The sequence below is a fragment of the Micromonospora sp. NPDC005367 genome, from assembly GCF_040606825.1.
GTDB lineage: Bacteria > Actinomycetota > Actinomycetes > Mycobacteriales > Micromonosporaceae > Micromonospora.
The window spans coordinates 294,854-316,592 of sequence record NZ_JBEXFP010000001.1; the positions used below are offsets into that span (position 1 = coordinate 294,854).

18 protein-coding genes are annotated in these 21,739 nt (G+C 70.4%); 9 read left to right on the forward strand and 9 right to left on the reverse strand.

Annotated elements, in window-relative coordinates:
- The first annotated feature begins 163 nt into the window (after positions 1–163).
- From ABZS42_RS01295 to ABZS42_RS01315, 5 genes are all read left to right on the forward strand, one after another.
- Positions 164–1,765 (forward strand): ABC transporter substrate-binding protein, encoded by a 1,602-nt coding sequence (locus ABZS42_RS01295; protein ID WP_355141273.1) that lies wholly within the window; start codon positions 164–166, stop codon positions 1,763–1,765.
- Between the two features lie 193 nt (positions 1,766–1,958).
- Positions 1,959–2,897, forward strand: coding sequence for an ABC transporter permease (locus tag ABZS42_RS01300; RefSeq protein ID WP_355141275.1), 939 nt, complete (start codon positions 1,959–1,961; stop codon positions 2,895–2,897).
- A gap of 150 nt (positions 2,898–3,047) precedes the next feature.
- Positions 3,048–4,001 carry an ABC transporter permease gene (locus ABZS42_RS01305; protein ID WP_355141276.1) on the forward strand — a complete coding sequence of 318 codons (954 nt, stop codon included), beginning with the start codon at positions 3,048–3,050 and terminating at the stop codon, positions 3,999–4,001.
- A 66-nt stretch (positions 4,002–4,067) separates the two neighbouring features.
- The gene (locus ABZS42_RS01310; protein ID WP_355141278.1) at positions 4,068–5,105 is read left to right on the forward strand and encodes an ABC transporter ATP-binding protein; all 1,038 of its coding nucleotides are present in this window, start codon (positions 4,068–4,070) and stop codon (positions 5,103–5,105) included.
- Positions 5,089–6,120, forward strand: a complete 1,032-nt coding sequence (locus ABZS42_RS01315) for a dipeptide ABC transporter ATP-binding protein (RefSeq protein WP_355141280.1) — start codon at positions 5,089–5,091, stop codon at positions 6,118–6,120. Before ABZS42_RS01310 ends, ABZS42_RS01315 begins: the two co-directional genes overlap by 17 nt.
- Before the next feature lie 196 nt (positions 6,121–6,316).
- Here ABZS42_RS01315 and purH read toward each other — a convergent pair whose 3' ends face one another.
- Positions 6,317–7,885 (reverse strand): bifunctional phosphoribosylaminoimidazolecarboxamide formyltransferase/IMP cyclohydrolase, encoded by a 1,569-nt coding sequence (gene purH / locus ABZS42_RS01320; RefSeq protein WP_355141282.1) that lies wholly within the window; start codon positions 7,883–7,885, stop codon positions 6,317–6,319.
- The gene (purN, locus tag ABZS42_RS01325; RefSeq protein ID WP_355141284.1) at positions 7,872–8,501 is read right to left on the reverse strand and encodes a phosphoribosylglycinamide formyltransferase; all 630 of its coding nucleotides are present in this window, start codon (positions 8,499–8,501) and stop codon (positions 7,872–7,874) included. Before purN ends, purH begins: the two co-directional genes overlap by 14 nt.
- Positions 8,502–8,910: 409 nt before the next feature.
- Between purN and ABZS42_RS01330 the strand changes: the two genes are divergently transcribed.
- Positions 8,911–9,516 carry a DUF4190 domain-containing protein gene (locus ABZS42_RS01330; protein ID WP_355141285.1) on the forward strand — a complete coding sequence of 202 codons (606 nt, stop codon included), beginning with the start codon at positions 8,911–8,913 and terminating at the stop codon, positions 9,514–9,516.
- Positions 9,517–9,660: 144 nt separating this feature from the next.
- Here ABZS42_RS01330 and ABZS42_RS01335 read toward each other — a convergent pair whose 3' ends face one another.
- The 4 genes from ABZS42_RS01335 to ABZS42_RS01350 form a co-directional block, all read right to left on the reverse strand.
- Positions 9,661–10,947 carry a DUF6350 family protein gene (locus tag ABZS42_RS01335; protein WP_355141287.1) on the reverse strand — a complete coding sequence of 429 codons (1,287 nt, stop codon included), beginning with the start codon at positions 10,945–10,947 and terminating at the stop codon, positions 9,661–9,663.
- A 212-nt stretch (positions 10,948–11,159) separates the two neighbouring features.
- A complete protein-coding gene (gene sucD, locus ABZS42_RS01340) occupies positions 11,160–12,047 on the reverse strand; it encodes a succinate--CoA ligase subunit alpha (protein WP_355141289.1) in 888 nt (295 codons plus the stop codon).
- Between the two features lie 2 nt (positions 12,048–12,049).
- Complete coding sequence (sucC, locus tag ABZS42_RS01345; protein WP_355141291.1) at positions 12,050–13,228, reverse strand: ADP-forming succinate--CoA ligase subunit beta; 1,179 nt, start codon at positions 13,226–13,228, stop codon at positions 12,050–12,052.
- A gap of 434 nt (positions 13,229–13,662) precedes the next feature.
- Positions 13,663–14,067 (reverse strand): cobalamin B12-binding domain-containing protein, encoded by a 405-nt coding sequence (locus tag ABZS42_RS01350; RefSeq protein WP_355141293.1) that lies wholly within the window; start codon positions 14,065–14,067, stop codon positions 13,663–13,665.
- Positions 14,068–14,625: 558 nt separating this feature from the next.
- Here ABZS42_RS01350 and ABZS42_RS01355 point away from each other — a divergent pair.
- Both ABZS42_RS01355 and ABZS42_RS01360 read left to right on the forward strand, forming a co-directional pair.
- On the forward strand, positions 14,626–15,336 hold the full coding sequence (locus tag ABZS42_RS01355) for a M23 family metallopeptidase (protein WP_355141295.1): 711 nt from the start codon (positions 14,626–14,628) through the stop codon (positions 15,334–15,336).
- Between the two features lie 262 nt (positions 15,337–15,598).
- Positions 15,599–16,351 (forward strand): M23 family metallopeptidase, encoded by a 753-nt coding sequence (locus tag ABZS42_RS01360; protein WP_355141297.1) that lies wholly within the window; start codon positions 15,599–15,601, stop codon positions 16,349–16,351.
- A gap of 74 nt (positions 16,352–16,425) precedes the next feature.
- Here ABZS42_RS01360 and pcrA read toward each other — a convergent pair whose 3' ends face one another.
- Positions 16,426–18,825 carry a DNA helicase PcrA gene (gene pcrA, locus ABZS42_RS01365; protein ID WP_355141299.1) on the reverse strand — a complete coding sequence of 800 codons (2,400 nt, stop codon included), beginning with the start codon at positions 18,823–18,825 and terminating at the stop codon, positions 16,426–16,428.
- Between the two features lie 476 nt (positions 18,826–19,301).
- Here pcrA and ABZS42_RS01370 point away from each other — a divergent pair, with 476 nt between their 5' ends.
- Positions 19,302–19,571, forward strand: coding sequence for a chorismate mutase (locus tag ABZS42_RS01370; RefSeq protein ID WP_355141373.1), 270 nt, complete (start codon positions 19,302–19,304; stop codon positions 19,569–19,571).
- 123 nt (positions 19,572–19,694) lie between these two features.
- Here the strand turns inward: ABZS42_RS01370 and ABZS42_RS01375 are convergent, their stop codons facing one another.
- Together ABZS42_RS01375 and ABZS42_RS01380 are read right to left on the reverse strand one after the other, a co-directional pair.
- Positions 19,695–20,711 (reverse strand): dipeptide ABC transporter ATP-binding protein, encoded by a 1,017-nt coding sequence (locus ABZS42_RS01375; RefSeq protein ID WP_355141301.1) that lies wholly within the window; start codon positions 20,709–20,711, stop codon positions 19,695–19,697.
- Positions 20,704–21,726 (reverse strand): ABC transporter ATP-binding protein, encoded by a 1,023-nt coding sequence (locus tag ABZS42_RS01380; protein WP_355141375.1) that lies wholly within the window; start codon positions 21,724–21,726, stop codon positions 20,704–20,706. The genes ABZS42_RS01375 and ABZS42_RS01380 overlap by 8 nt, the downstream gene beginning before the upstream one ends.
- Between the last annotated feature and the right edge of the window lie 13 nt (positions 21,727–21,739).

The following is a 21,739-nucleotide window of genomic DNA, read 5'->3' on the forward strand; positions in this document are numbered from 1 at the left end:
AACAACACCGCCACCCCCGAACAGAAGTCGTCCAACCGCCTCGTTATCAGGTTGTGATCAAGTCGTTGCCGAAGTCCCGTGAACGGCCTACCGTTGCCGCTCGTTGCGCAGCGTTACCCAGCGTCGGGCTCGACTGCGCAGTGTGAGGAGATGAGGAGGCTTCATGCGAGTTCGTAGGCTCGCTGCCTGGACCGCCCTCCCGCTCGCTGTGACGCTGGGCCTTGCGGCCTGCGGCAGCGGTGGCGACGGCGGTTCCGGCGGCAGTGGTTCCGACACCGTCAGCATTCAGATCGCCGAGCCGCAGCACCTGGTCCCGACCAACACCACCGAGACGGCCGGCAACCAGGTGATCTCCGGCTTGTTCAGCCCGCTCGTCGACTACGACGCGCAGAACAAGCCCGTCGAGGTCGCCGCCGAGTCGGTCACGTCGACCGACAACAAGGTCTGGACGATCAAGCTCAAGGACGGCTTCACCTTCCACAACGGTGAGAAGGTCAAGTCCGACAACTACATCAACGCCTGGAACTACGGCGCCTACGCGCCGAACGGCCAGGGCGGCAGCTACTTCTTCGAGAAGATCGCCGGCTACGAGGACCTCCAGGGCAAGCAGCCGAAGGCCAAGACCCTGTCCGGCCTGAAGAAGCTGGACGACCTGACCTTCCAGGTGACCCTGGGCTCGCCGTACATCGACTTCAAGACGATGCTCGGCTACAACGCGTTCTACCCGCTGCCGGACGCCGCGTTCTCCGCGCCCGGCGTGCTGAAGAGCGACTACGAGCAGGCGCCGATCGGCCAGGGCCCGTTCAAGATGAAGGGCACCTGGCAGCACGACAGCAAGATCGACATCGAGCGCTACGACGCCTACCCGCTCGACAAGCCGAAGGCCAAGAACATCGAGTTCCGGATCTACCAGCAGCTCACCGCGGCGTACGCGGACCTGCTGGCGGACAACCTGGACGTGCTCCCGACGATCCCGACGGAGAACCTGAGCACCGCGCAGACCGACCTCGGCGACCGGTACCAGACCAGCCCGATGTCGTCCTTCCAGTTCCTGGCCTTCCCGACGTTCGACAAGGACTTCGCGAACCCGGACGTGCGCAAGGCGATCTCGATGGCGATCGACCGGGACGAGATCACGAAGTCGATCTTCAAGAACTCGCAGGCTTCCGCTCGTTCGTTCGTCTCGCCGGTGCTGCCGGGCTACCGGGAGAACACCGCGGGTGCGGCCGGTGAGTTCAACCCGACCGAGGCCAAGAAGCTCTACCAGGCCGCCGGCGGCCCGTCGAAGATCGTCATCTCCTACAACGGCGACGGCGGTCACAAGGACTGGGTCGACGCCACGGCGAACCAGCTCAAGGCCAACCTGGGCGTCGATGTCGTCGGCTCCGCCGAGCCGAAGTTCGCGGACCTGCTGAACAAGGTCGAGAAGAAGCAGCCGGTGGGCATGTTCCGGCTGGGCTGGGTCATGGACTACCCGTCCATGGAGGACTACCTCGGCCCGCTGTACACCACCAACGGCTCGTCGAACTACTACGGCTACAGCAACCCGGAGTTCGACCGGCTGGTCAAGGAGGGCTCCGCGGCGCCCACCCAGGACGAGGCGATCAAGAAGTACCAGCAGGCCGAGGACATCCTGGCCAAGGACATGCCGGTGATCCCGCTCCGCTTCGGCGAGAACGTGTTCGGGCACTCGTCCAAGGTCAAGAACGTCGAGATGGACCTGTTCCAGCGCGTCAACCTGGTAAAGGTCGAGGCGGCCAGCTGAGCTGACCGCGGCTTGGGCCACCCGGGGAAACCCGGGTGGCCCGGGCACATCCGAACCGGCCTGGTCGCTCGGCGTCCGGGCCGGTTCCGGCGCCGGCCCGGACGGGCCGAGGACCGGGGTCGCAGGCGTTTCCGGTTCGACCAGAGATGTCGTCTCGCGACCCTTTCGCATTTTTCCGGAGAGACTGGAAAGTATGTTCCGCTACATCCTGCGGCGCCTCCTACAGATGGTCCTGGCCTTCCTCGGGACCACGCTGATCGTCTACGCGCTGATGTTCGCCGGCCAGGGCGACCCGATCCAGGCACTTGCCGGCGAGCGACCGGTGACGGCCGCTCAGCGGGCATACCTGACGGAGAAGTACCACCTCGACGCGACCGGTATCGGCGGCTTCTTCTACCGCTACTTCGACTACGTCAAGAGCCTGCTCCAGGGCGACCTGGGCCAGTCGCTGACCGGCCGGCAGATCGGTGACATCCTCCAGCAGGCCTGGCCGGTCACCGTGAAGCTCGCCCTCATCGCGCTCGCGGTCGCGGTGATCTTCGGCGTCACCGCCGGCGTGATCGCCGGCATCCGCCGCGCCGGTATCTTCGACAACTCCACGCTGGTACTGACGCTGCTGGTGCTCGGTATCCCGACCATCGTGCTGGCCCCCCTCGCCCAGTACTTCCTGGGCGTCAAGTGGCAGCTCTTCCCACCCACCGCCGGCGCGGAACCCGACTTCTACGCGCTGCTGCTGCCCGGCATCGTGCTCGGCTCGCTCTCACTGGCCACCGCGCTGCGGCTCACCCGCACATCGGTGGCGGAGAACCTGCGGGCCGACTACGTCCGCACCGCGCGGTCGAAGGGCCTGCTGAAGCGGCGCATCGTCAGCGTCCATGTGCTGCGCAACTCGCTCATCCCGGTGGTGACCTTCCTCGGTGTCGAGCTGGGCAACCTGATGAGCGGCGCGATCATCACGGAGGGCGTGTTCAACATCCCCGGTGTGGGCTTCAACCTCTTCCGCGGCATCCGCACGGAGGACGGCCCCCTGGTGGTGGGCATCGTCAGCGTGCTCGTCGTGGTCTACCTGGTCTCGAACCTGCTGGTGGATGTCCTGTACGCCGTACTCGACCCGAGGATCCGCTATGAGTGAGCGCAGCGAACGAATCATCAGCGCAGTGTTCCGCGGCTCGGCACGCCCCGGAGCCCAGCGAGAGGGTGCGCCGACAGGGCGCGGCGAACGAATCATCAGCGCAGCGTGCTTGGGCGCTCATGCCGGCACAGAGCGGAGCGAGGTGCAGGCATGAGTGATTTCGAAACGGTGGCGGCCAGCGAGAACCAGGCCGCTCGGCGTGGACCCTCCGGCGAGCCCGGCACGCCGAACCAGGTCGGTCAGCAGAAGGTGCGCAGCCTCGCCGGCGACGCGTGGCGTGACCTGCGCCGCAACCCGATCTTCTGGTTGTCGCTCCTCCTGGTCACGATCGTCAGCCTGATGGCGATCGTTCCGGGTCTGTTCACCCCGAACGACCCGCAGGACTGCATGTTGTCCCGGCAGAACGCCGGCCCGTCCGGTGGCGCGATCTTCGGGTACGACTTCCAGGGCTGCGACACGTTCTCCCGGGCGGTCTACGGCTCGCGGGCCTCGCTGCTGGTGGGGGCGCTCTCCGCGCTGGTCACCGGAGTGATCGCCCTGCTCATCGGCATGCTCGCCGGCTACTTCGGCCGCTGGGTCGACGCGGTGCTGTCCCGGCTGATCGACATCGTGCTCGGTATTCCGCTGCTGCTGGCCGCGATCGTGCTGCTCAAGCGGGTCGGCAGTGACAACTCGAACGCACGGATCTTCGCCGTCATCTTCGTGCTGGCCGTCCTTGGCTGGACCACGGCGGCCCGGGTGGTCCGCTCCTCGGTGATCACCGCCAAGGAGCAGGACTACGTTGCCGCGGCCCGGATGCTCGGCGCCGGTCACGGCCGGATCATGTTGCGGCACATCCTGCCGAACTCACTGGCCCCGGCCATCGTGGTGCTGACCATCGCGCTCGGCTCGTTCATCGCCGCCGAGGCCACGCTCTCGTTCCTGGGCATCGGCCTGAAGGCGCCGACGATCTCCTGGGGCCAGGACATCGACACCGGCCGCATCCACATGCGGGAGTCGGCGACCCCGCTGCTCGTCCCCTCGGCGTTCCTCGCGCTGACCGTGCTGGCCTTCATCATGCTCGGCGACGCGATCCGTGACGCCTTCGACCCGAAGCTGCGGTGAGTTCATGCGAGCGCGAGAAGTGAGCGAAGCGAGCCCCGCAGTCGCGAGCGGAAAGGCAGATCAGTCATGACCGACGCCGTCACCCAACCCACGCCCGCCTCCGCGACACCCGAGGGCGGCCACCTGCTCGAGGTCCGGGACCTGCACGTCGAGTTCCGCACCCAAGAGGGCGTGGCCAAGGTGATCAGGGGGGTGTCGTACCACCTCGATGCCGGGGAGACGCTCGCCGTGCTCGGCGAGTCCGGCTCCGGCAAGTCGGTGACCGCCCAGGCGATCATGGGCATCCTGGACACCCCGCCCGCGCACATCCGCTCCGGCCAGATCCTGTACCAGGGACGTGACCTGCTCACCCAGCCCGAGGGCCAGCGGCGGCAGGTACGCGGCAAGGAGATCGCAATGATCTTCCAGGACGCGCTCTCCGCGCTGAACCCGGTGTTCCCGGTCGGCTGGCAGATCGGCGAGACGCTGCGCACCCGCGAAGGGATGTCCCGGGCGGACGCCCGCCGCCGGGCCATCGAGCTGATGGACCTGGTGAAGATTCCGGCCGCCGAGCGGCGGATCGGCGACTACCCGCACCAGTTCTCCGGCGGTATGCGGCAGCGCGTCATGATCGCGATGGCGCTGGCGCTCAACCCGAAGGTGCTGATCGCCGACGAGCCGACGACGGCGCTGGACGTGACGGTGCAGGCCCAGATCATGGACCTCCTCGCCGACCTGCGCCAGGACCTCGGCATGGCGATGATCCTGATCACCCACGACCTGGGTGTGGTCGCCGGCGTCGCCGACCGGATCGCGGTCATGTACGCCGGCCGCATCGTCGAGCACGCCGACGTCCAATCGCTCTACCGGGCGCCGGCGCACCCGTACACCAAGGGGTTGCTGGAGTCGATCCCGCGCCTGGACGTCAAGGGCCAGAAGCTCGCGACGATCAAGGGGCTCCCGCCGAACCTGATGCGGATCCCGTCCGGCTGCCCGTTCCACCCCCGGTGCCCGTACGTGCAGCAGGTCTGCCTGGACGTGGTGCCGAACAGCCTGGTCCTCGGCGACGGCCGAACCAGCGAATGCCACTTCGCGCAGGAGGTGCTTGATGACAGCGCCCGCTAGCTCCACCAAGGTCCGCGGCGAGACCATCCTCTCCGTCGACAACCTGACGAAGCACTTCCCGATCACGCAGGGCGTGCTGTTCAAGAAGCAGGTCGGCGCGGTCAAGGCCGTGGACGGGGTGAGCTTCGAGCTGCGCCGGGGCGAGACCCTCGGCATCGTGGGCGAGTCCGGCTGCGGAAAGTCGACGCTCGCCCGGATGCTGATGCGGCTGGAGACGCCGACCTCGGGCAAGGCCACCCTGGAGGGGCAGGACCTGTTCAAGGCCTCCGGCAGCGAGCTGCGCCGGCTGCGACGCAACATGCAGATGGTCATGCAGGACCCGTACACCTCGCTCAACCCGCGGATGACGGTCGGCGACATCATCGGTGAGCCGTTCGAGATCCACAAGGACGCGGCGCCGAAGGGTAGCAAGCGCAAGCGGGTGCAGGAGCTGCTCGACCTGGTCGGGCTCAACCCGGAGCACCTCAACCGGTACCCGCACCAGTTCTCCGGCGGCCAGCGGCAGCGCATCGGCATCGCCCGTGCCCTCGCGCTGCACCCGGAGGTCATCGTCTGCGACGAACCGGTGTCGGCCCTGGACGTCTCCATCCAGGCCCAGGTGATCAACCTCCTGGAGCAGCTCCAGGACGAACTCGGGCTCTCGTACATCTTCATCGCGCACGACCTGTCGGTGGTCCGGCACATCGCGGACCGGGTCGGCGTCATGTACCTCGGCAAGATCGTGGAGATCGGCACCGAGGACGAGATCTACGAGCGGGCCACGCACCCCTACACCCAGGCGCTGCTCTCCGCCGTGCCGGTGCCGGACCCGGAGGTACGCCACGAGCGGAACATCATCCGCCTGACCGGCGACGTACCCTCCCCGGCCGACCCGCCGTCGGGCTGCCGGTTCCGTACCCGGTGCTGGAAGGCGCAGGACATCTGCGCCCGGGAGGAGCCGCTCACGGTCCCGCGTGCCGCCGACCCGCACCCCTCGGCCTGCCACTTCGCCGAGCTGCGTCCGACGGTCGCCTGACCCGCGTACGTTCGCGCCCCGCGTTCCACGAACCTCTCCGGTCGTGGGACGCGGGGCGCACTGTTTCCCCAGCGGAGCCGCAGCGCCGGTAGGACAGCTCACGGCGAGCCACCGCCCGCACGACCGGCCTGCCCAGGCCCGGCTGCCGCGACCGGGCCGGCCGGCGAGGCAGCCGACCCGGATCGCGGTCGAGTTCTCAGTGGAAGAAGTGACGGGTTCCGGTCAGGTACATGGTCACGCCGGCCTCCTTGGCGGCGGCGACGACCTCCTCGTCGCGGATCGACCCGCCCGGCTGAACGATGGCCCGTACGCCGGCCTCGATGAGGATCTTCGGGCCGTCGGCGAACGGGAAGAACGCGTCGGAGGCACAAACCGAACCATCGGCCCGGTCGGCACCGGCCCGACGGACCGCGAGCTGAGCCGAGTCGACGCGGTTCACCTGGCCCATGCCGACGCCCACGGTCGCACCGTCCTTCGCCAGCAGGATCGCGTTGCTCTTCACGGCACGGACCGCCCGCCAGGCGAAGACGAGATCGCGCAGCGTCTCCTCGTCGGCCGGGTCGCCGGCCGCGAGCTGCCAGGTGGCCGGGTCGTCGCCCGCCGCGTCGATCCGGTCCGCCAGCTGCACCAGCACGCCACCGCTGACCTGCCGCCACTCCGCCGCCGCCGGGTTCCACGCCGGAGCGCGCAGCAGACGGATGTTCTTCTTCGCCTGGAGGATCTCGACCGCCCCGGCCTCGAACTCCGGCGCCACCACCACCTCGGTGAAGATGTCGGCCACCTGCCGGGCCATCTCGACCGAGACCGCCCGGTTGACCGCGATCACCCCGCCGTACGCGGAGACCGGGTCGCAGGCGTGCGCCTTGCGGTGCGCCTCGGCCACGTCCGCACCGATCGCGATGCCGCACGGGTTGGCGTGCTTGATGATCGCGACCGCCGGCTGGTCGGTGAAGTCGTTCGCGGCCCGCCACGCGGCGTCCGCATCGACGTAGTTGTTGTAGGACATCTCCTTGCCGTGCAGCTGCTCGGCCTGGGCCAGCCCCGCCGGCGCGTCCGCGTCGGTGTAGAGCGCCGCAGCCTGGTGCGGGTTCTCGCCGTAGCGCAGTGCCCGGTCCGCCCGCAGCGCCAGCCCGGCGAAGCCCGGCCACTCCGGCTCGCCGCTCAACTGCACCGCGCACCAGTTCGCCACCGCGACGTCGTACTCGGCGATGTCCGCGAACGCCCGCGCGGCCAGGGCCCGGCGCTGCGCCAGGGTGAAACCGCCGGCCTCGATCGCCGCGAGCAGTACCGGGTACGCCGACGGGTCGGTCACCACAGCGACCGAGGCATGGTTCTTCGCCGCGGCACGGACCATCGCCGGCCCGCCGATGTCGATCTGCTCCACGCACTCATCGAGGCTCGCGCCGGAGGCGACCGTCGCCTGGAACGGGTAGAGGTTGCTCACCAGCAGGTCGAACGCGGCCACCCCCAGCTCGTCGAGCTGGTCGACGTGCGACTGCTTGCGCAGGTCGGCCAGGAGACCGGCGTGCACCTTCGGGTGCAGCGTCTTGACCCGCCCGTCGAGGACCTCGGGGAACCCGGTGACGGTCTCCACCGCGGTGACCGGCACCCCGGCGCCCGCGATGGTCGCCGCGGTGCTTCCGGTCGACACGATCTCTACGCCGGCCGCGTGCAGCGCCTGGGCCAGCTCGACCAGGCCGGTCTTGTCGTAGACGCTGACCAGCGCGCGCCTGATCGGGCGGCGCTCGTCCTCAGTGGAGCTCACGGATCGTGACCTTTCTTCCGATGATGGTCCAGCCGTTCCGGACGAGACGGCCGACCTGCTCGACGAGCTGATGCCGCTCGGCCGATTTGATGCGCTCGGTGAGCGTCTCCTCGTCGTCATCATCGAGCACCGGCACGGCGACCTGCGCGACGATCGGGCCGGTGTCGGTGCCGGCGTCGACGAAGAAGAGCGTGGCACCGGTGATCTTCACGCCGTAGGCGAGGGCGTCGCGCGGGCCGTGGATGCCCGGAAACGCGGGCAGCAAGGTGTTGTGCGTGTTCAGGTAGCGGTCACCGAAGGCGGCGAGGAAGTGCGGCCCGACCAGCTTGAGGAACCCGGCGGAGATTACGAGGTCGGGGCGGTGCTCGGCGACCTGCGCGGTGAGCGCCCGGTCCCAGTCCTCCCGGGTGTCGTACGCCTTCAGCGGCACCACGAACGTCGGCACCCCGGCCGCGGCGGCCCGGTCCAGCCCGCCGATACCGTCCCGGTCGGCGCCGACCGCGACCACGACCGCGCCGTACCCCGGATCGCTGGCGGAGTCGAGCAGCGCCTGGAGGTTGCTTCCGGAACCGGAGACGAGGACGACGACACGGGCGGCGGACACGGGCTCGGGCACGCGGCAACCCTATCGGGCAGGCCGGAGTGATCAGCGTCTGGGCGGCGTGCCGCCGGCCGGGACGGCGCGAAGGCGGTACGCTGCCGCTCGCCCGGATCGGCGCGTCTCCAGCCGCGCAGCGCGCGTGACCGATCCGCCGCGTCGACGACAGGAGGCCGCCCACCGCCGTGAACATTCCCGGAGCCGGTGGACACCGGCCCTGCGACCGCTCCGGCAGTCGGCCGTCCCCATGTCGAGTCGACCTCCCGGCAGGGTGATCCGGGCCGCGCGCCCGGGCACCGATCAGCGTCCTGGTGAACCCGAATCCTCGGCATCACGTGTTGCGGGTGGTGCATGGCCGGGCTCTCGGCGCGATCATGAGTAGCAACACCGACACGAAACGACGGACACAGCCAAGGAGCCTCGTCGAATGCAGCCCGGTTACCCCGGTCAGGACCCGCACGGACAGCAACCCAACCAGGATCCGACCGCTCAGCCGCACGATCCGTACGCCCCGCCGCCGGCCGCTCCCTACGGGCAGCAGCCCACCTCCGGGCAGCCCTACGGCCAGCCGCAGCCGCCGCAGCCCCCGTACGGGCAGCAGCCCACCTCCGAGCAGCCCTACGGCCAGCCGCAGCCCCCGTACGGGCAGCAGCCCACCTCCGGACAGCCGTACGGCCAGCCCTACCAGGACCCGTACGGGCAGCAGCCGCAGCAGCCGTACGGCGCGGCGCCCACGTACCCGAACGCCGGCTACCCGCAGCCCGGCGGCCAGAGCAACACGCTGGGCCTGCTGTCGATGATCCTCGGCATCGCGTCGATCCCGCTGGCGTGCTGCCCTTACCTGGGCATCCCGGTCGGCATCGCCGGCATCATCACCGGATACCTGGGCAAGCAGAAGGCCGAGCGGGGACAGGCGAGCAACGCCGGGCAGGCCAAGGCCGGTCTGATCTGCGGCATCGTCGGCGCGATCCTGGGCATCGTGGTCGTCATCGTCACCATCGTCGCGAACGTGAACCTGCCGACGGAGCCCTGATCGTCGGTTGACCGAAAGGGGCGTTCCGCGGCTCGCGGGACGCCCCTTCGTCGTTCAGCAGGCCGGGTTCGGCGGCGACGACGCCGGTGCCCGGTCACGTCACGGCGAGCCGGCCCGACGAGGCCCGCCGCGCGACGCTCCCGGTCAGCGGGCGGAGCTGCGGGTGAAGGTGCGGGTCGCGGCGGCACCGAGCAGCGCGCCGGCCGCGACCACGGCGGCGGTCACCACCCCCACCTGCCAGGCGACCGGCCCCATCTCGGCGAGCCGGCCGCCGCCGAGCGGCCCGCCGGAGAGAGCCGCGGCCGCGCCGAGCAGCACGCCGGCCACGGGGCCGCCGATCGCGGCCGACCCGAGCAGCGGGCCCCAGGCCGGCGGCGTGCGGGTGTCTGCCGCGAGCCGCATCAACCGGCGGGCGAGCAGCCAGCCGGCGGCCATCCCGGCCAGCACCGGCACCGCGAGCAGAGCGGCGCCGATGCCGTCCATCGGTCCGCGTGGCAGGCCGGCGAGCAGCGGTACGGCCGGCAGCGCGCCCACGGAGACCTCGCTGGTCCGTACGGCGGTGTCGGTGCCGACGGCGAACCCGGGACCGAGCAGGTAACTGGCCGACCAGACCATGGCGTTGGGGGCGTACGCCAGGCTGATCAGGATGATCCCGGCCTGCCCGGCGACCCCGGTCCGGTACGCCCCGATCATGTCGGCCGCGTCGCCACCACCGGTCGCCACGGCCAGCCCTGCCGCGCCCGCCCCCGCCGCGAGCAGCAGCAGCCCGGCGACCAGGCCCGTGCGGACCCCGTCGCGCAGCACCGCCGGCGCGCGTTCGGCGAAGAGCACCGCGACTCCGGTGATCCGTACGGACCCGATCAGTGCGGCGAGCGCGCCGAGCAGGGCGAAGGTCACCCCCGCGCGGAGCGGCGAGGCGGCCGGGGCGCCCGTGCCCGCCAGCAACGCGGCGAGGACGCCGAGCAGCGCGTAGCCGGCGGCGACCGCGCCGGCGGCGACGAGTGCCGCACGGGGCGACCGTCCGCCGCGGGCGCCGATCGCCCGGCTGACGTGCACGCCGGCCCGCGCCAGCCGCCAGACCACCAGCGCGGTGAGCGCCAGCGGGGCGATCCCGATCGGCCCGGCATCGGTCCGCAGCGGAACGCCGTGCCCGAGCAGCCAGCCGGCCAGCCCGGCCCGCAGCGCACCGGTGAACGACCCGGCGTCCTCGGTGAGCTGACCCAGGCCGAGCACGAGCGTGACCGGCAGGTAAGAGGTGAATGCGGCCCCGACGGCGGCCACCGCGGCGGCCACCGCCAGCGGGGCCCGCGCGCGGGACGACCCGTCGGAGCGCGCTGCCGCCACCCGCCTGCCGGCGACGCGGCCGGCAGGCCGTTCGTCGGCGGCGACCGCACCGGAACGGCGGGTTTGCTCAGGGGTGTCGGGGGACATCGTGGTCTACTCTGGCACGTCGCGCCCGCGACGGCAGTCCGATACCGCCCCGGCGCGGCCGCGAGTTCCCCGATCGCCACACCCGCCGGCGCCGCCCATGCCGGAAGAGACTCGGCGTCGGGTCGTGGCGCGCGGGTGCCGATCGACGGCGTACGTCCGGAACGGCTGAGGGGGCCGACCGGTCCGGTCGACCCCCTCATCAGGCATGCCGCTCAGCTGGCGGACATGATCTCCCGCATCAGGCGGGCGGTCTCGGTCGGCGTCTTGCCGACCTTGACGCCGACCGCCTCCAGCGCCGCCTTCTTCGCGTCGGCGGTGCCGGCGGAGCCGGAGATGATCGCGCCGGCGTGGCCCATGGTCTTGCCGGGCGGCGCGGTGAAGCCGGCGATGTAGCCGACCACCGGCTTGGTCACGTTGGCCTTGATGAACTCGGCGGCCCGCTCCTCGGCGTCGCCACCGATCTCACCGATCATCACGATCGCGTCGGTGTCCGGGTCGGCCTCGAAAGCCGCGAGGGCGTCGATGTGGGTGGTGCCGATGATCGGGTCACCGCCGATGCCGACGCAGGTCGAGAAGCCGATGTCACGCAGCTCGTACATCATCTGGTAGGTCAGCGTGCCGCTCTTGCTGACCAGGCCGATCCGGCCGGAGCCGGTGATGTCGGCCGGGATGATGCCGGCGTTGGAGGCGCCCGGGGACGCGATGCCCGGGCAGTTTGGACCGATGATCCGGGTCCGCTCGCCCTTGGCCACGTTGTACGCCCAGAACGCGGCGGTGTCGTGCACCGGCACGCCCTCGGTGATCACCACGGCGAGCTCGATCCCGGCGTCGATCGCCTCGATGACCGCGCCCTTGGTGAACTGCGGCGGGACGAAGATCACCGTGACGTCCGCCCCGGTCTCCTTGATCGCGTCCGCGACGGAGGCGAAGACCGGCAGCGCGGTGCCGTCGAAGTCGACGGACTGACCCGCCTTGCGCGGGTTCACGCCGCCGACGACGTTGGTGCCGGCGGCGAGCATCCGCCGCGTGTGCTTGGAACCCTCGGAGCCGGTCATCCCCTGCACGATGACCTTCGAGTCCTTGGTCAACCAGATTGCCATGATCAGACCCCCGCCGCGGCCAGCTCGGCGGCCCGCTCGGCCGCGCCGTCCATCGTGTCGACCCGCTCGATCAGCGGGTTGTTAGCGCCGTCGAGGATCGCCCGGCCGGCCTCGGCCTTGTTGCCGTCGAGCCGGACGACGAGCGGCTTGGTGACCTTCTCACCACGCTGCTCCAGCAGGGCGAGCGCCTGCACGATGCCGTTGGCGACCTCGTCGCAGGCGGTGATGCCGCCGAAGACGTTGACGAAGACGCTCCGCACCGACGGGTCGGTGAGGACGATCTCCAGCCCGTTGGCCATGACCGCGGCGCTCGCGCCACCGCCGATGTCGAGGAAGTTGGCCGGCTTGACGTTGCCGTGCCGCTCTCCGGCGTAGGCGACCACGTCGAGGGTCGACATGACCAGACCCGCGCCGTTGCCGATGATGCCGACCTCGCCGTCGAGCTTGACGTAGTTGAGGTCCTTCTCCTTGGCGGCCTGCTCCAGCGGGTCCACCGCGGCCTGGTCGACCAGACCCTCGTGGTCCGGGTGCCGGAACGCGGCGTTCTCGTCCAGGCTCACCTTGGCGTCGAGCAGCAGCAGCTTGCCGTCGCGGGTCTTGGTCAGCGGGTTCACCTCGACCAGGGTGGCGTCCTCAGCGACGAACGCCTGCCACAGCCCGACCGCGACCTCGACGACCTGGTCGGCGACCTCGGCCGGGAAGCCGGCGGCGGTGACGATCTCGCGCGCCTTCGCCTCGTCCACGCCCTTGACGGCGTCGATCGGTGCCTTGACGACCTTTTCCGGGGTCTCGGCGGCCACCTGCTCGATGTCCATACCGCCGGCCACGCTGGCGATGCAGAGGAAGGTGCGGTTCGCCCGGTCGAGCAGGTAGGAGAAGTAGTACTCCTCGGCCACGTCCGCGGTCACGGTGATCATGACCTTGTGGACGGTGTGCCCCTTGATGTCCATGCCGAGGATGTCGGTGGCGCGGGCCACCGTCTCCTCCGCGCCCTCGGCCAGCTTCACGCCGCCGGCCTTACCCCGGCCACCGACCTTCACCTGCGCCTTGACGACCACCCGGCCGCCGAGGCGTTCGGCGATCGCGCGGGCCTCCTCCGGGGTGGTGGCGACGCCGCCGGCGAGCACGGGCAATCCGTGCCGCTCGAACAGGTCCCGCCCCTGGTACTCGTACAGGTCCACGATTGCGCGTCCCGTCCCGTCTCCGCGGCGCGCCGTCGCGCCGCCACCAGCGTTCAGAAAACAGTTTGACGCCTGTCATCACTTGAAACAGGCCATTGGCCGCAGCCTAGCGAGGTGGGTACCGGCGGCAACCGAGCGGGTGCGCGGTGTGCGGTAATACACAACCGCGCAGTGAGGACGGTCTCCACCACCGCACATTCCACCGTCCGGGCGATGTTGCCGGAAGTGCGTAACCCCTCCGTCGGGGCGTCGTTGAGTCAGATGTCGGAGCGCTGATCAGCGCGATGACGGGAGACGGCCGATGCCCTGTCGGTCGAGGGGTGGCGGCGGGGCATCGTGCATAGAGGGGCCGGACGTGTGAGGGGTGCGTCCGGCCCCTCCCCCCGTGTCCGGAGTCTGCCGGCCCCAGGTGTCCGGGGCTCCCGCCGCCGTCGTCAGCTGACGGGCTGAGCCACGTTCTGCCGCACCCAGTCCACGATCGAGGTCGTCGTGGCACCCGGCGTGAAAATCTTGGCGACACCCAACCGCTCGAGCTCGGGAATGTCGCCGTCGGGGATGATGCCGCCACCGAAGACCACGATGTCCTCCGCCTCGCGCTCGGCGAGCAGTTCGAGCACCCGCCGGAAGAGCGTCATGTGCGCGCCGGAGAGCACGGAGAGCCCGACCGCGTCGGCGTCCTCCTGGATGGCCGTCTCCACGATCTGCTCGGGAGTCTGGTGCAGGCCCGTGTAGATGACCTCCATACCCGCGTCGCGCAGCGCGCGGGCCACCACCTTCGCTCCTCGGTCGTGGCCGTCCAGGCCTGGCTTGGCGACGACGACCCGAATACGAGAGCTCATCAGCGCACACCTTTCACCGGCTCCACGGCCATTCACCTGAACGAACGGTAACCCGGGCGACGGGGGCCGGGAAATCCGGGCCGGAATCCTCGACCCACCAGGGCGGACGGCGACCCCGGCCACGGGGCGCGGGCGCGGGACCGCACCGCCGGCCTCGGACGAGTCGGACCGGTCCGGTCGGGCTTGCGCCGCAGGTGCGGGAACCGGTAGGGACCGGTCGACCGGGCGGCGCCTCGACGCCGGCGACCAGCACCGCCGCAGCCGGACAGGTGCCCGGCGTCAAGTCGGACGACTCCGCCGTACCGGTCACGCTCCGCGACGAACGGGCAGTAAATGGCACGCCGATCGGCGGCGCAAGGCGTTGCAATACCGGACACAAACGGACGGATCGCCGCGCCGATTCGGCGCTTTGGCTTGTGACTCGTGTGGCGGTTGGCTAACGTGTCCACGGTTGTCATCGAGTCCATGGACGGGTGACGACGCAGCCAACAGAGGTTCACCCGAGCGTCACCGAACGTCCGAACGGCTGCTTCGGAACCCCGACAACGGAGGGTATGCGTGCGCCAGCGCCTGTCGTCTGAGCCCGATAGATATCGTGGTCGCCGCCGCGTACCCACCCCACCGCGGAGCCGCTACGCCGCAGTCGTCACCACCGCCTTCGTCGGTGCCGGCATCGTCGCACTCGGCGCGGGCGCCATGCCGGACGCCAAGAGCATCAGCCCGTCGGCCCTCGACGAGATCCAGCAAGCTTCCGTCGCCAGCCAGGACGCGGCCGCCCGTGCCAATTCCGCCGACCGTGCCTCCCGGGACAGCGCCCGGGAGAAAGAGGCTGCCGAAGCCGACGTCTGGCTGCTCCCCCTTGAGGGCTACGACCTGAAGTCGTCCTACGGGGAGCGCGGGGGCAAGCTGCACACCGGCGTCGACCTGGTCGCGCCCGAGGGCACCCCGTACGTCGCGATCCACGACGGCACCGTCACCAAGGCCGGCTGGTTCGGCGGCTACGGCTACGCGGTGATCGTCCGGCACGCGGACGGCAGCGAGGCGATCTACGGCCACTCCTCCGTTCTGAGCGTGCAGGAGGGGCAGCAGGTCAAGGCCGGCGACCAGCTCGGGCTGGTCGGCATGACGGGCCACGCCTACGGGTCTCACCTGCATCTCGAGCTCCATGTCAAGGGCGAGCCGATCGACCCGAAGCCGTTCCTCAAGGAACGCGGAGTGGACATCGAGCTGCAAGTCGAGGCTTACTACAACGAGGTAGCCGCGTCCTGACGCTGCGTATCGACCGTTGACCGCCCGGATCAGCCGATCCGGGCGATTTTTCGTGCCGGGAAGTGACCTGGCTCACCGGCCCGAATGTGACCGTCGCCACCGACGACCATGATCACTTAGCGGGTCAGAACGGTCGGCAAGTGCGGATCCGGACAGCCTGCGGCACGGCGGCGGCGTGGCCGACCCGCCCCGTCGACCTCCGCCGCGCCGGCGCTCACCAGGATCGGTCGGGTCCGAACCCTCGACACGTGAAGGTCCACCCGTGCAGGAAGACAGCACCACGCAGAACGAGCAGCCCGCCGACGAGGACGTCGTCCAGCACCGGCGGCGGGCCGGTCGGGTCCGGCTCCTCGTGGTCGGGGCGGCCGCCCTCGTCGGCCTCGGCGTCGCCGGCGCCGCGATCGCCACGACCGGGGACGACCACGACCCGGCCCCGGTCTCGCTCGACGCGCAGGCCCGCACCGAGGCCGCCGCCCGCGCCGACCGCTCCGCGCGGGAGTCGACCGCGCCGGTCACTCCTTCGGCCAGCCCGACCAGCGTCAGCCCCTCCCCACTGGTCAAGCCCGCCACCCCGAAGGCGAAGCCGAAGCCGAAGAAGACGGCAAGGCCGAAGCCGGCCTGGGTCATCCCGATGAAGGGCGCGACGATCACCTCGTGCTTCGGTCCCCGCTGGGGCACCCAGCACCAGGGCATCGACTTCGCCATGCCCGCCGGCACCCCCATCCACGCCGCCTTCGGCGGCACGGTGGTCAAGGCGGGGGACGCCGGTGACGGGTACGGCAACTCGGTCTTCATCGACCACGGCAACGGCTACCTGACCCACTACGCGCACCAGAGCCGACTCATCGTCAGCGTCGGTGACAAGGTCGCCGCCGGTCAGGTCATCGGCTACGAGGGTGCGACCGGCGACGCCACCGGCCCCCACCTGCACTTCGAGGTGCACCAGGGTCAGATGTGGAACCAGATCGACCCGGCGCCGTTCCTCCGCGCCCACGGCATCGACGTGGCCTGCTGAGATGGCGCAAGGCGAAGCCCGGTCCGACGGCACGCCGGACCGGGCTTCGCCTTGCGATCAGCCGGCCGGGCCGGTCAGAGCTTGTCGATCGGGGCGTGCCGCAGCACCAACCAGAGCGTCTGGTCGCCGAAGTCGATCTGCGCGCGGGCGGAGGGGCCCTGCCCCTCGACGACGAGCACCCGACCCAGCCCGTAACGCTGGTGATTGACCCGGTCGCCCGCAGCCACCTTGGGCACCTGCCGCAGCTCGCTCGCCGTGCTCAACCGGCTGGCGTCCACGCCGAGCCGCCGCGCCAGCTCAGCCGCCTTCGGCGTACCACCGGTGAAGCCGCCACGCCCGCCGGGCGTACGGTCCGCGCGGCCGCCGACGCCGCCTCCCCCGCCGGCCCACGAGGTGTACGACCCCTCGGTGCGCTCCCAGCGCACCAGCTCCGGCGGTAGCTCCTCGAGGAAACGCGACGGCGGGTTGTAGGCCGGCTGCCCCCACGCCGAACGGGTCACCGCCCGGGACAGGTAGAGGCGCTGCCGGGCGCGGGTGATCCCCACGTACGCCAGCCGCCGTTCCTCCTCCAGCTCGCGGGTGTCACCGAGCGAGCGCAGATGCGGGAAGACGCCGTCCTCCAGGCCGGTCAGGAAGACCACCGGGAACTCCAGCCCCTTCGCGGTGTGCAGCGTCATCAGGGTGACGACACCCTGGTGCTCCGGGTCGTCGGTGGGCACCTGGTCCGCGTCGGCGACGAGCGCGACCTGCTCGAGGAAGCCCGCCAACGTGGCCCGCTCCCCCTCCTCCGCGGTCGCCTCGATCCGCTCGGTGTACTCGCGGGCCACGCTCACCAGTTCCTGGAGGTTGTCGACCCGGCCGGCGTCCTGCGGGTCGACGCTCTCCTCCAGCTCGCTCAGGTAACCCGAGCGGGTCAGCAGCGCCTCCAGCACCTCCTCCGGAGTGCCGGTCTCCGCCAGCTCACGGGCGCCGTCGAGCAGGGCGACGAAGTCGGCGATGCTGTTGGCGGCGCGGGTGGAGATGCCCGGCGCCTCCTTGGCCCGGCGCAACGCCGCGCCGAAGGAGATCCGCTCCCGGCCGGCGAGCGCTTCGACGCACGCCTCCGCCCGATCGCCGATCCCGCGACGCGGAGTGTTCAGGACGCGGCGCAGGCTGACCGTGTCGTCGTCGTTGACCACGGCGCGCAGGTAGGCCAGCGCGTCCCGGACCTCCTTGCGCTCGTAGAAGCGCACCCCGCCGACCACCTTGTACGGCAGGCCGACCCGGATGAACACCTCCTCGAAGACACGGGACTGGGCGTTGGTGCGGTAGAAGACCGCCACGTCGCCCGGGCGGGCCTCGTCGTCGTCGACGAGCCGGTCGATCTCCCGGGCCACCCAGTCCGCCTCCGCGTGCTCGGTGTCCGCGACGTAGCCGACGATCTGCTCACCGGGGCCGGCATCGCTCCACAGCCGCTTGGGCTTGCGGGAGGTGTTCCGGTCGATGACCGCGTTGGCGGCGTTGAGGATGGTCTGGGTGGAGCGGTAGTTCTGCTCCAGCAGGATCGTCCGGGCGTCGGGGTAGTCCCGCTCGAACTCCAGGATGTTGCGGATGGTCGCGCCCCGGAACGCGTAGATCGACTGGTCGGCGTCACCGACCACGCAGAGCTCGGCCGGCGGCAGCCCCTCGGTGCCCGAGACCAGCTCCTTGATCAGTACATACTGGGCGTGGTTGGTGTCCTGGTACTCGTCGACCAGCACGTGCCGGAAACGCCGGCGGTAGGTCTCCGCGACGTGCGGGTGCGACTGGAGCAGGTGCACCGTCGTCATGATCAGGTCGTCGAAGTCGAGCGCGTGGGCCTCGCGCAGCCGGCGCTGGTAGAGCGTGTACGCCTCGGCCAGCGCCCGCTCGTTCGGGCCCTTCGCCCGGGTCGCGAACTCCTCCGGGTCGACCAGTTCGTTCTTCAGGTTGGAGACCTGGGCGGCCAGCCCACGCGCCGGGTAGCGCTTCGGGTCGAGATCGAGCTCACGGGCGACCAGCTGCATCAGCCGGCGGGAGTCGTCCGCGTCGTAGATCGAGAAGGTGGACTTGAGCCCGGCGTGCTCGTGCTCGGCGCGCAGGATCCGTACGCACGCGGAGTGGAAGGTCGACACCCACATCAGCCGGGCCCGCGGGCCGACCAGGGCGGCGACGCGATCCTTCATCTCGCCGGCGGCCTTGTTGGTGAAGGTGATCGCGATGATCTCCCCCGGGTGCACGTCCCGCGCCGCGAGCAGGTGGGCGATCCGGTGGGTGAGCACCCGGGTCTTGCCGGAGCCGGCGCCCGCCACGATCAGCAGGGGCGAGCCGGCGTGGGTGACTGCGTCGCGCTGCGGCCCGTTCAGCCCGATGAGCAGTTCCTGAGGGTCGAGACGGTGGCCAGCGGACCCGGACCGGTGCGGGCGGGCCGGCTCCGGCGCGGGCAGGGACGCGGGAATGTCGAAGAGAGGATGCATCGCACGGCGAGTCTATGCCGCCGGCCGGACACTCCCCGACCGCGCACGCCCGTCCCCTTCGGCACGGATGGGCACCTTCCCGGCGCGTTGGTGCTGATCGGGCCCCCGTTATCGACCGGCTCAGGCCTGGGTAACCCGGCTGGCGGGAATTCTTGCGCCCGGGCCGCCGACGTGGGCATACTCGACGACGTGTTCGGTCAGCGCTACTACTTTTACTACGGCACCGGGAGTCCGGCAGCCGTAGGTCGCGCCTGATCAACAGACCTGCGAAAAGCCCCGGGCTCCTGAGCCCGGGGCTTCCTCGTTCCCGGGTTCCGGCCACCGGGGCACGACGTCCGAGGGATACGACGAAGATGACAGACGTGGTGCAGCAGAACGGCGGACCGGCCCGGAGCAACGACGGGAAGCCCGACGAATCGACGGCCGTTGCCTCGGCCTCCTCCGGTGAGACGGGCAGCTCGGGGCCGGGGCGGGTGATGGACGCCGGTACGCAGGAACCTGAGACGGCGGCCCGGATCCGGCAGATCCGCGCCCGGATCGACCAGATCGACCAGGCGATCATCGACCTCTGGCAGGAGCGGGCGAGCCTCTCCCAGGAGGTCGGTGCGATGCGGCGTGCCGCCGGGGGTACCCGGCTGGTGCTCGCTCGGGAGCGGGAGATCCTGGAGCACTTCCGGGCGGCGCTCGGGCCCGACGGCACCCAGCTCGCGCTGCTGCTGCTGCGCGCCGGCCGCGGCCCCCTCTGACCCCACCCCACCCCCGTCTCCGGGCTGGGGGCAGTCGCTGTCGAGGCGGGGCCGGGAGGGGGAGGAAAGACGGAACCGCCTGCCGGTGTCCGTGGGGACGCCGGCAGGCGGTTCCGGGGTACGTCAGGCGGCCTCGTGGGTCGCCACGATCTCCCGCTTCTCGGCGAAGTGGCAGGCGCTCGGGTGGTCCGAGCCCGGCCGGATCTGCAGCACCGGCATCTCCTGGGCGCAGATGTCCTGCGCCTTCCAGCACCGGGTACGGAACCGGCAACCCGACGGCGGGTCGGCCGGGGAGGGCACGTCACCGGTCAGGCGGATAATCGCCTTGTGCTCGCGGACGGTCGGGTCCGGCACCGGCACCGCGGAGAGCAGCGCCTGGGTGTACGGGTGGGTCGGCCGCTCGTAGATCTCCTCCTCGGTGCCGATCTCCATGACCTTGCCGAGGTACATGACCGCGACCCGGCTGCTGAGGTGCCGGACCACCGACAGGTCGTGCGCGATGAAGACGTACGACAGGCCGAACTCGGCCTGGAGCTGCTCCAGCAGGTTCATCACCTGCGCCTGGATCGACACGTCGAGCGCCGACACCGGCTCGTCGCAGACGATGATCTCCGGACGCAGGGCGAGCGCCCGGGCGATGCCGATGCGCTGCCGCTGACCGCCGGAGAACTGGTGCGGGTACCGATTGATGTGCTCCGGGTTGAGCCCGACCAGGTCCAGCAGCTCCTGCACCCGCTTGCGTCGACTGCCCTTCGGCGCCACATCCGAGTGGATCTCGAACGGCTCGCCGATGATGTCGCCGACCGTCATCCGCGGATTCAGCGAGGTGTACGGGTCCTGCATCACCAGCTGGATCTGCCGGCGCAGGCGGCGCAGCGCTCCACCGGAGAGCTTGGAGATGTCCTGCCCCTTGTAGTGCACACTGCCGCCGGTCGCCTTCTCCAGGTTCATCAGCACCCGGGCGAGCGTCGACTTGCCACAGCCGGACTCGCCCACCACGCCGAGGGTCTCGCCCTGACGCAGATCGAAGGAGACGCCGTCGACCGCCTTGACGTGCCCGACGGTCTTCCGGAAGACCACGCCACGTGTGACCGGGTAGTGCTTGACCAGGTCACGGACCTCGAGGATGTTCTCAGTCACGGTTCAACAGCTCCTCGGCGAAGTGGCAGGCGCTGGCGCGGCCGGCGCCGATCTGCAGCAGCGGCGGCCGCTCTTCCCGGCAAACCGGCTGCACCATGGGGCAGCGGGGGTTGAACGAGCAGCCCTGCGGGATGTTCATCAGGTTCGGCGGCAGGCCCTTGATGGTGCGGAGTTCCTGCCCCTTCTCGTCGAGCCGGGGGATCGAGTTCAGCAGGCCCAGGGTGTACGGGTGCGCCGGCTTCGCGTACAGGTCGTACACGTTGGCTTCCTCGACGATCCGGCCGGCGTACATGACCGCGATCCGGTCCGCGACGTCGGCGACCACGCCGAGGTCGTGGGTGATCAGGATCATGCCCATCTGCCGCTCGCGCTGAAGCTCGGCCAGCAGATCCATGATCTGGGCCTGCACGGTCACGTCGAGCGCGGTGGTCGGCTCGTCCGCGATCAGCACCTCCGGGTCGAGCGCGAGCGACATGGCGATCATCGCCCGCTGCCGCATACCACCCGAGAACTGGTGCGGGTAGTTGCTGAACCGGCCCTTGGCGTTCGGGATCTTGACCTGATCGAGCATCTCGATCGCGCGCTTCTTGGCTTGCGCGCGGCCCATGCCACGCCGGACGCGGAACTGCTCGGCGATCTGGAACCCGACGGTGAAGACCGGGTTCAACGCGGAGAGCGCGTCCTGGAAGATCATCGCGATCCCCTCGCCGCGGATGCGGCGACGCTCCTCGAAGGACATTGTGAGCATGTCCTTGCCGTGGTACCGCACCTGCCCGCCGGTGACATGACCGGGCGGAGTGTCGAGGATGCCCATGATGGTCTGCGCGGTGACGCTCTTGCCGGAGCCGGACTCGCCGAGCACGGCGAGGGTCTCCCCCGCGTCGACATGGTACGTGACCCCGTTGATGACCTTGGCGACGCCGTCGCGGGTACGGAACTCCACCCGGAGGTCGTCAACCTCGAGCAGGCGGCCGGCGGGACGCCCGGAGGCGCCCGCGGCGGACTGCTCGGACACGAGAATGTCGGAC

Excerpts from the sequence above, each read along its gene's own strand:
- ABZS42_RS01295 (WP_355141273.1), top strand. The coding sequence starts at position 164 with ATGCGAGTTCGTAGGCTCGCTGCCTGGACCGCCCTCCCGCTCGCTGTG.
- ABZS42_RS01300 (WP_355141275.1), top strand. The coding sequence starts at position 1,959 with ATGTTCCGCTACATCCTGCGGCGCCTCCTACAGATGGTCCTGGCCTTC.
- ABZS42_RS01305 (WP_355141276.1), top strand. The coding sequence starts at position 3,048 with ATGAGTGATTTCGAAACGGTGGCGGCCAGCGAGAACCAGGCCGCTCGG.
- ABZS42_RS01310 (WP_355141278.1), top strand. The coding sequence starts at position 4,068 with ATGACCGACGCCGTCACCCAACCCACGCCCGCCTCCGCGACACCCGAG.
- ABZS42_RS01315 (WP_355141280.1), top strand. The coding sequence starts at position 5,089 with ATGACAGCGCCCGCTAGCTCCACCAAGGTCCGCGGCGAGACCATCCTC.
- ABZS42_RS01330 (WP_355141285.1), top strand. The coding sequence starts at position 8,911 with ATGCAGCCCGGTTACCCCGGTCAGGACCCGCACGGACAGCAACCCAAC.
- ABZS42_RS01335 (WP_355141287.1), bottom strand. The coding sequence starts at position 10,947 with ATGTCCCCCGACACCCCTGAGCAAACCCGCCGTTCCGGTGCGGTCGCC.
- sucD (WP_355141289.1), bottom strand. The coding sequence starts at position 12,047 with ATGGCAATCTGGTTGACCAAGGACTCGAAGGTCATCGTGCAGGGGATG.
- ABZS42_RS01350 (WP_355141293.1), bottom strand. The coding sequence starts at position 14,067 with ATGAGCTCTCGTATTCGGGTCGTCGTCGCCAAGCCAGGCCTGGACGGC.
- pcrA (WP_355141299.1), bottom strand. The coding sequence starts at position 18,825 with ATGCATCCTCTCTTCGACATTCCCGCGTCCCTGCCCGCGCCGGAGCCG.
- ABZS42_RS01370 (WP_355141373.1), top strand. The coding sequence starts at position 19,302 with ATGGACGCCGGTACGCAGGAACCTGAGACGGCGGCCCGGATCCGGCAG.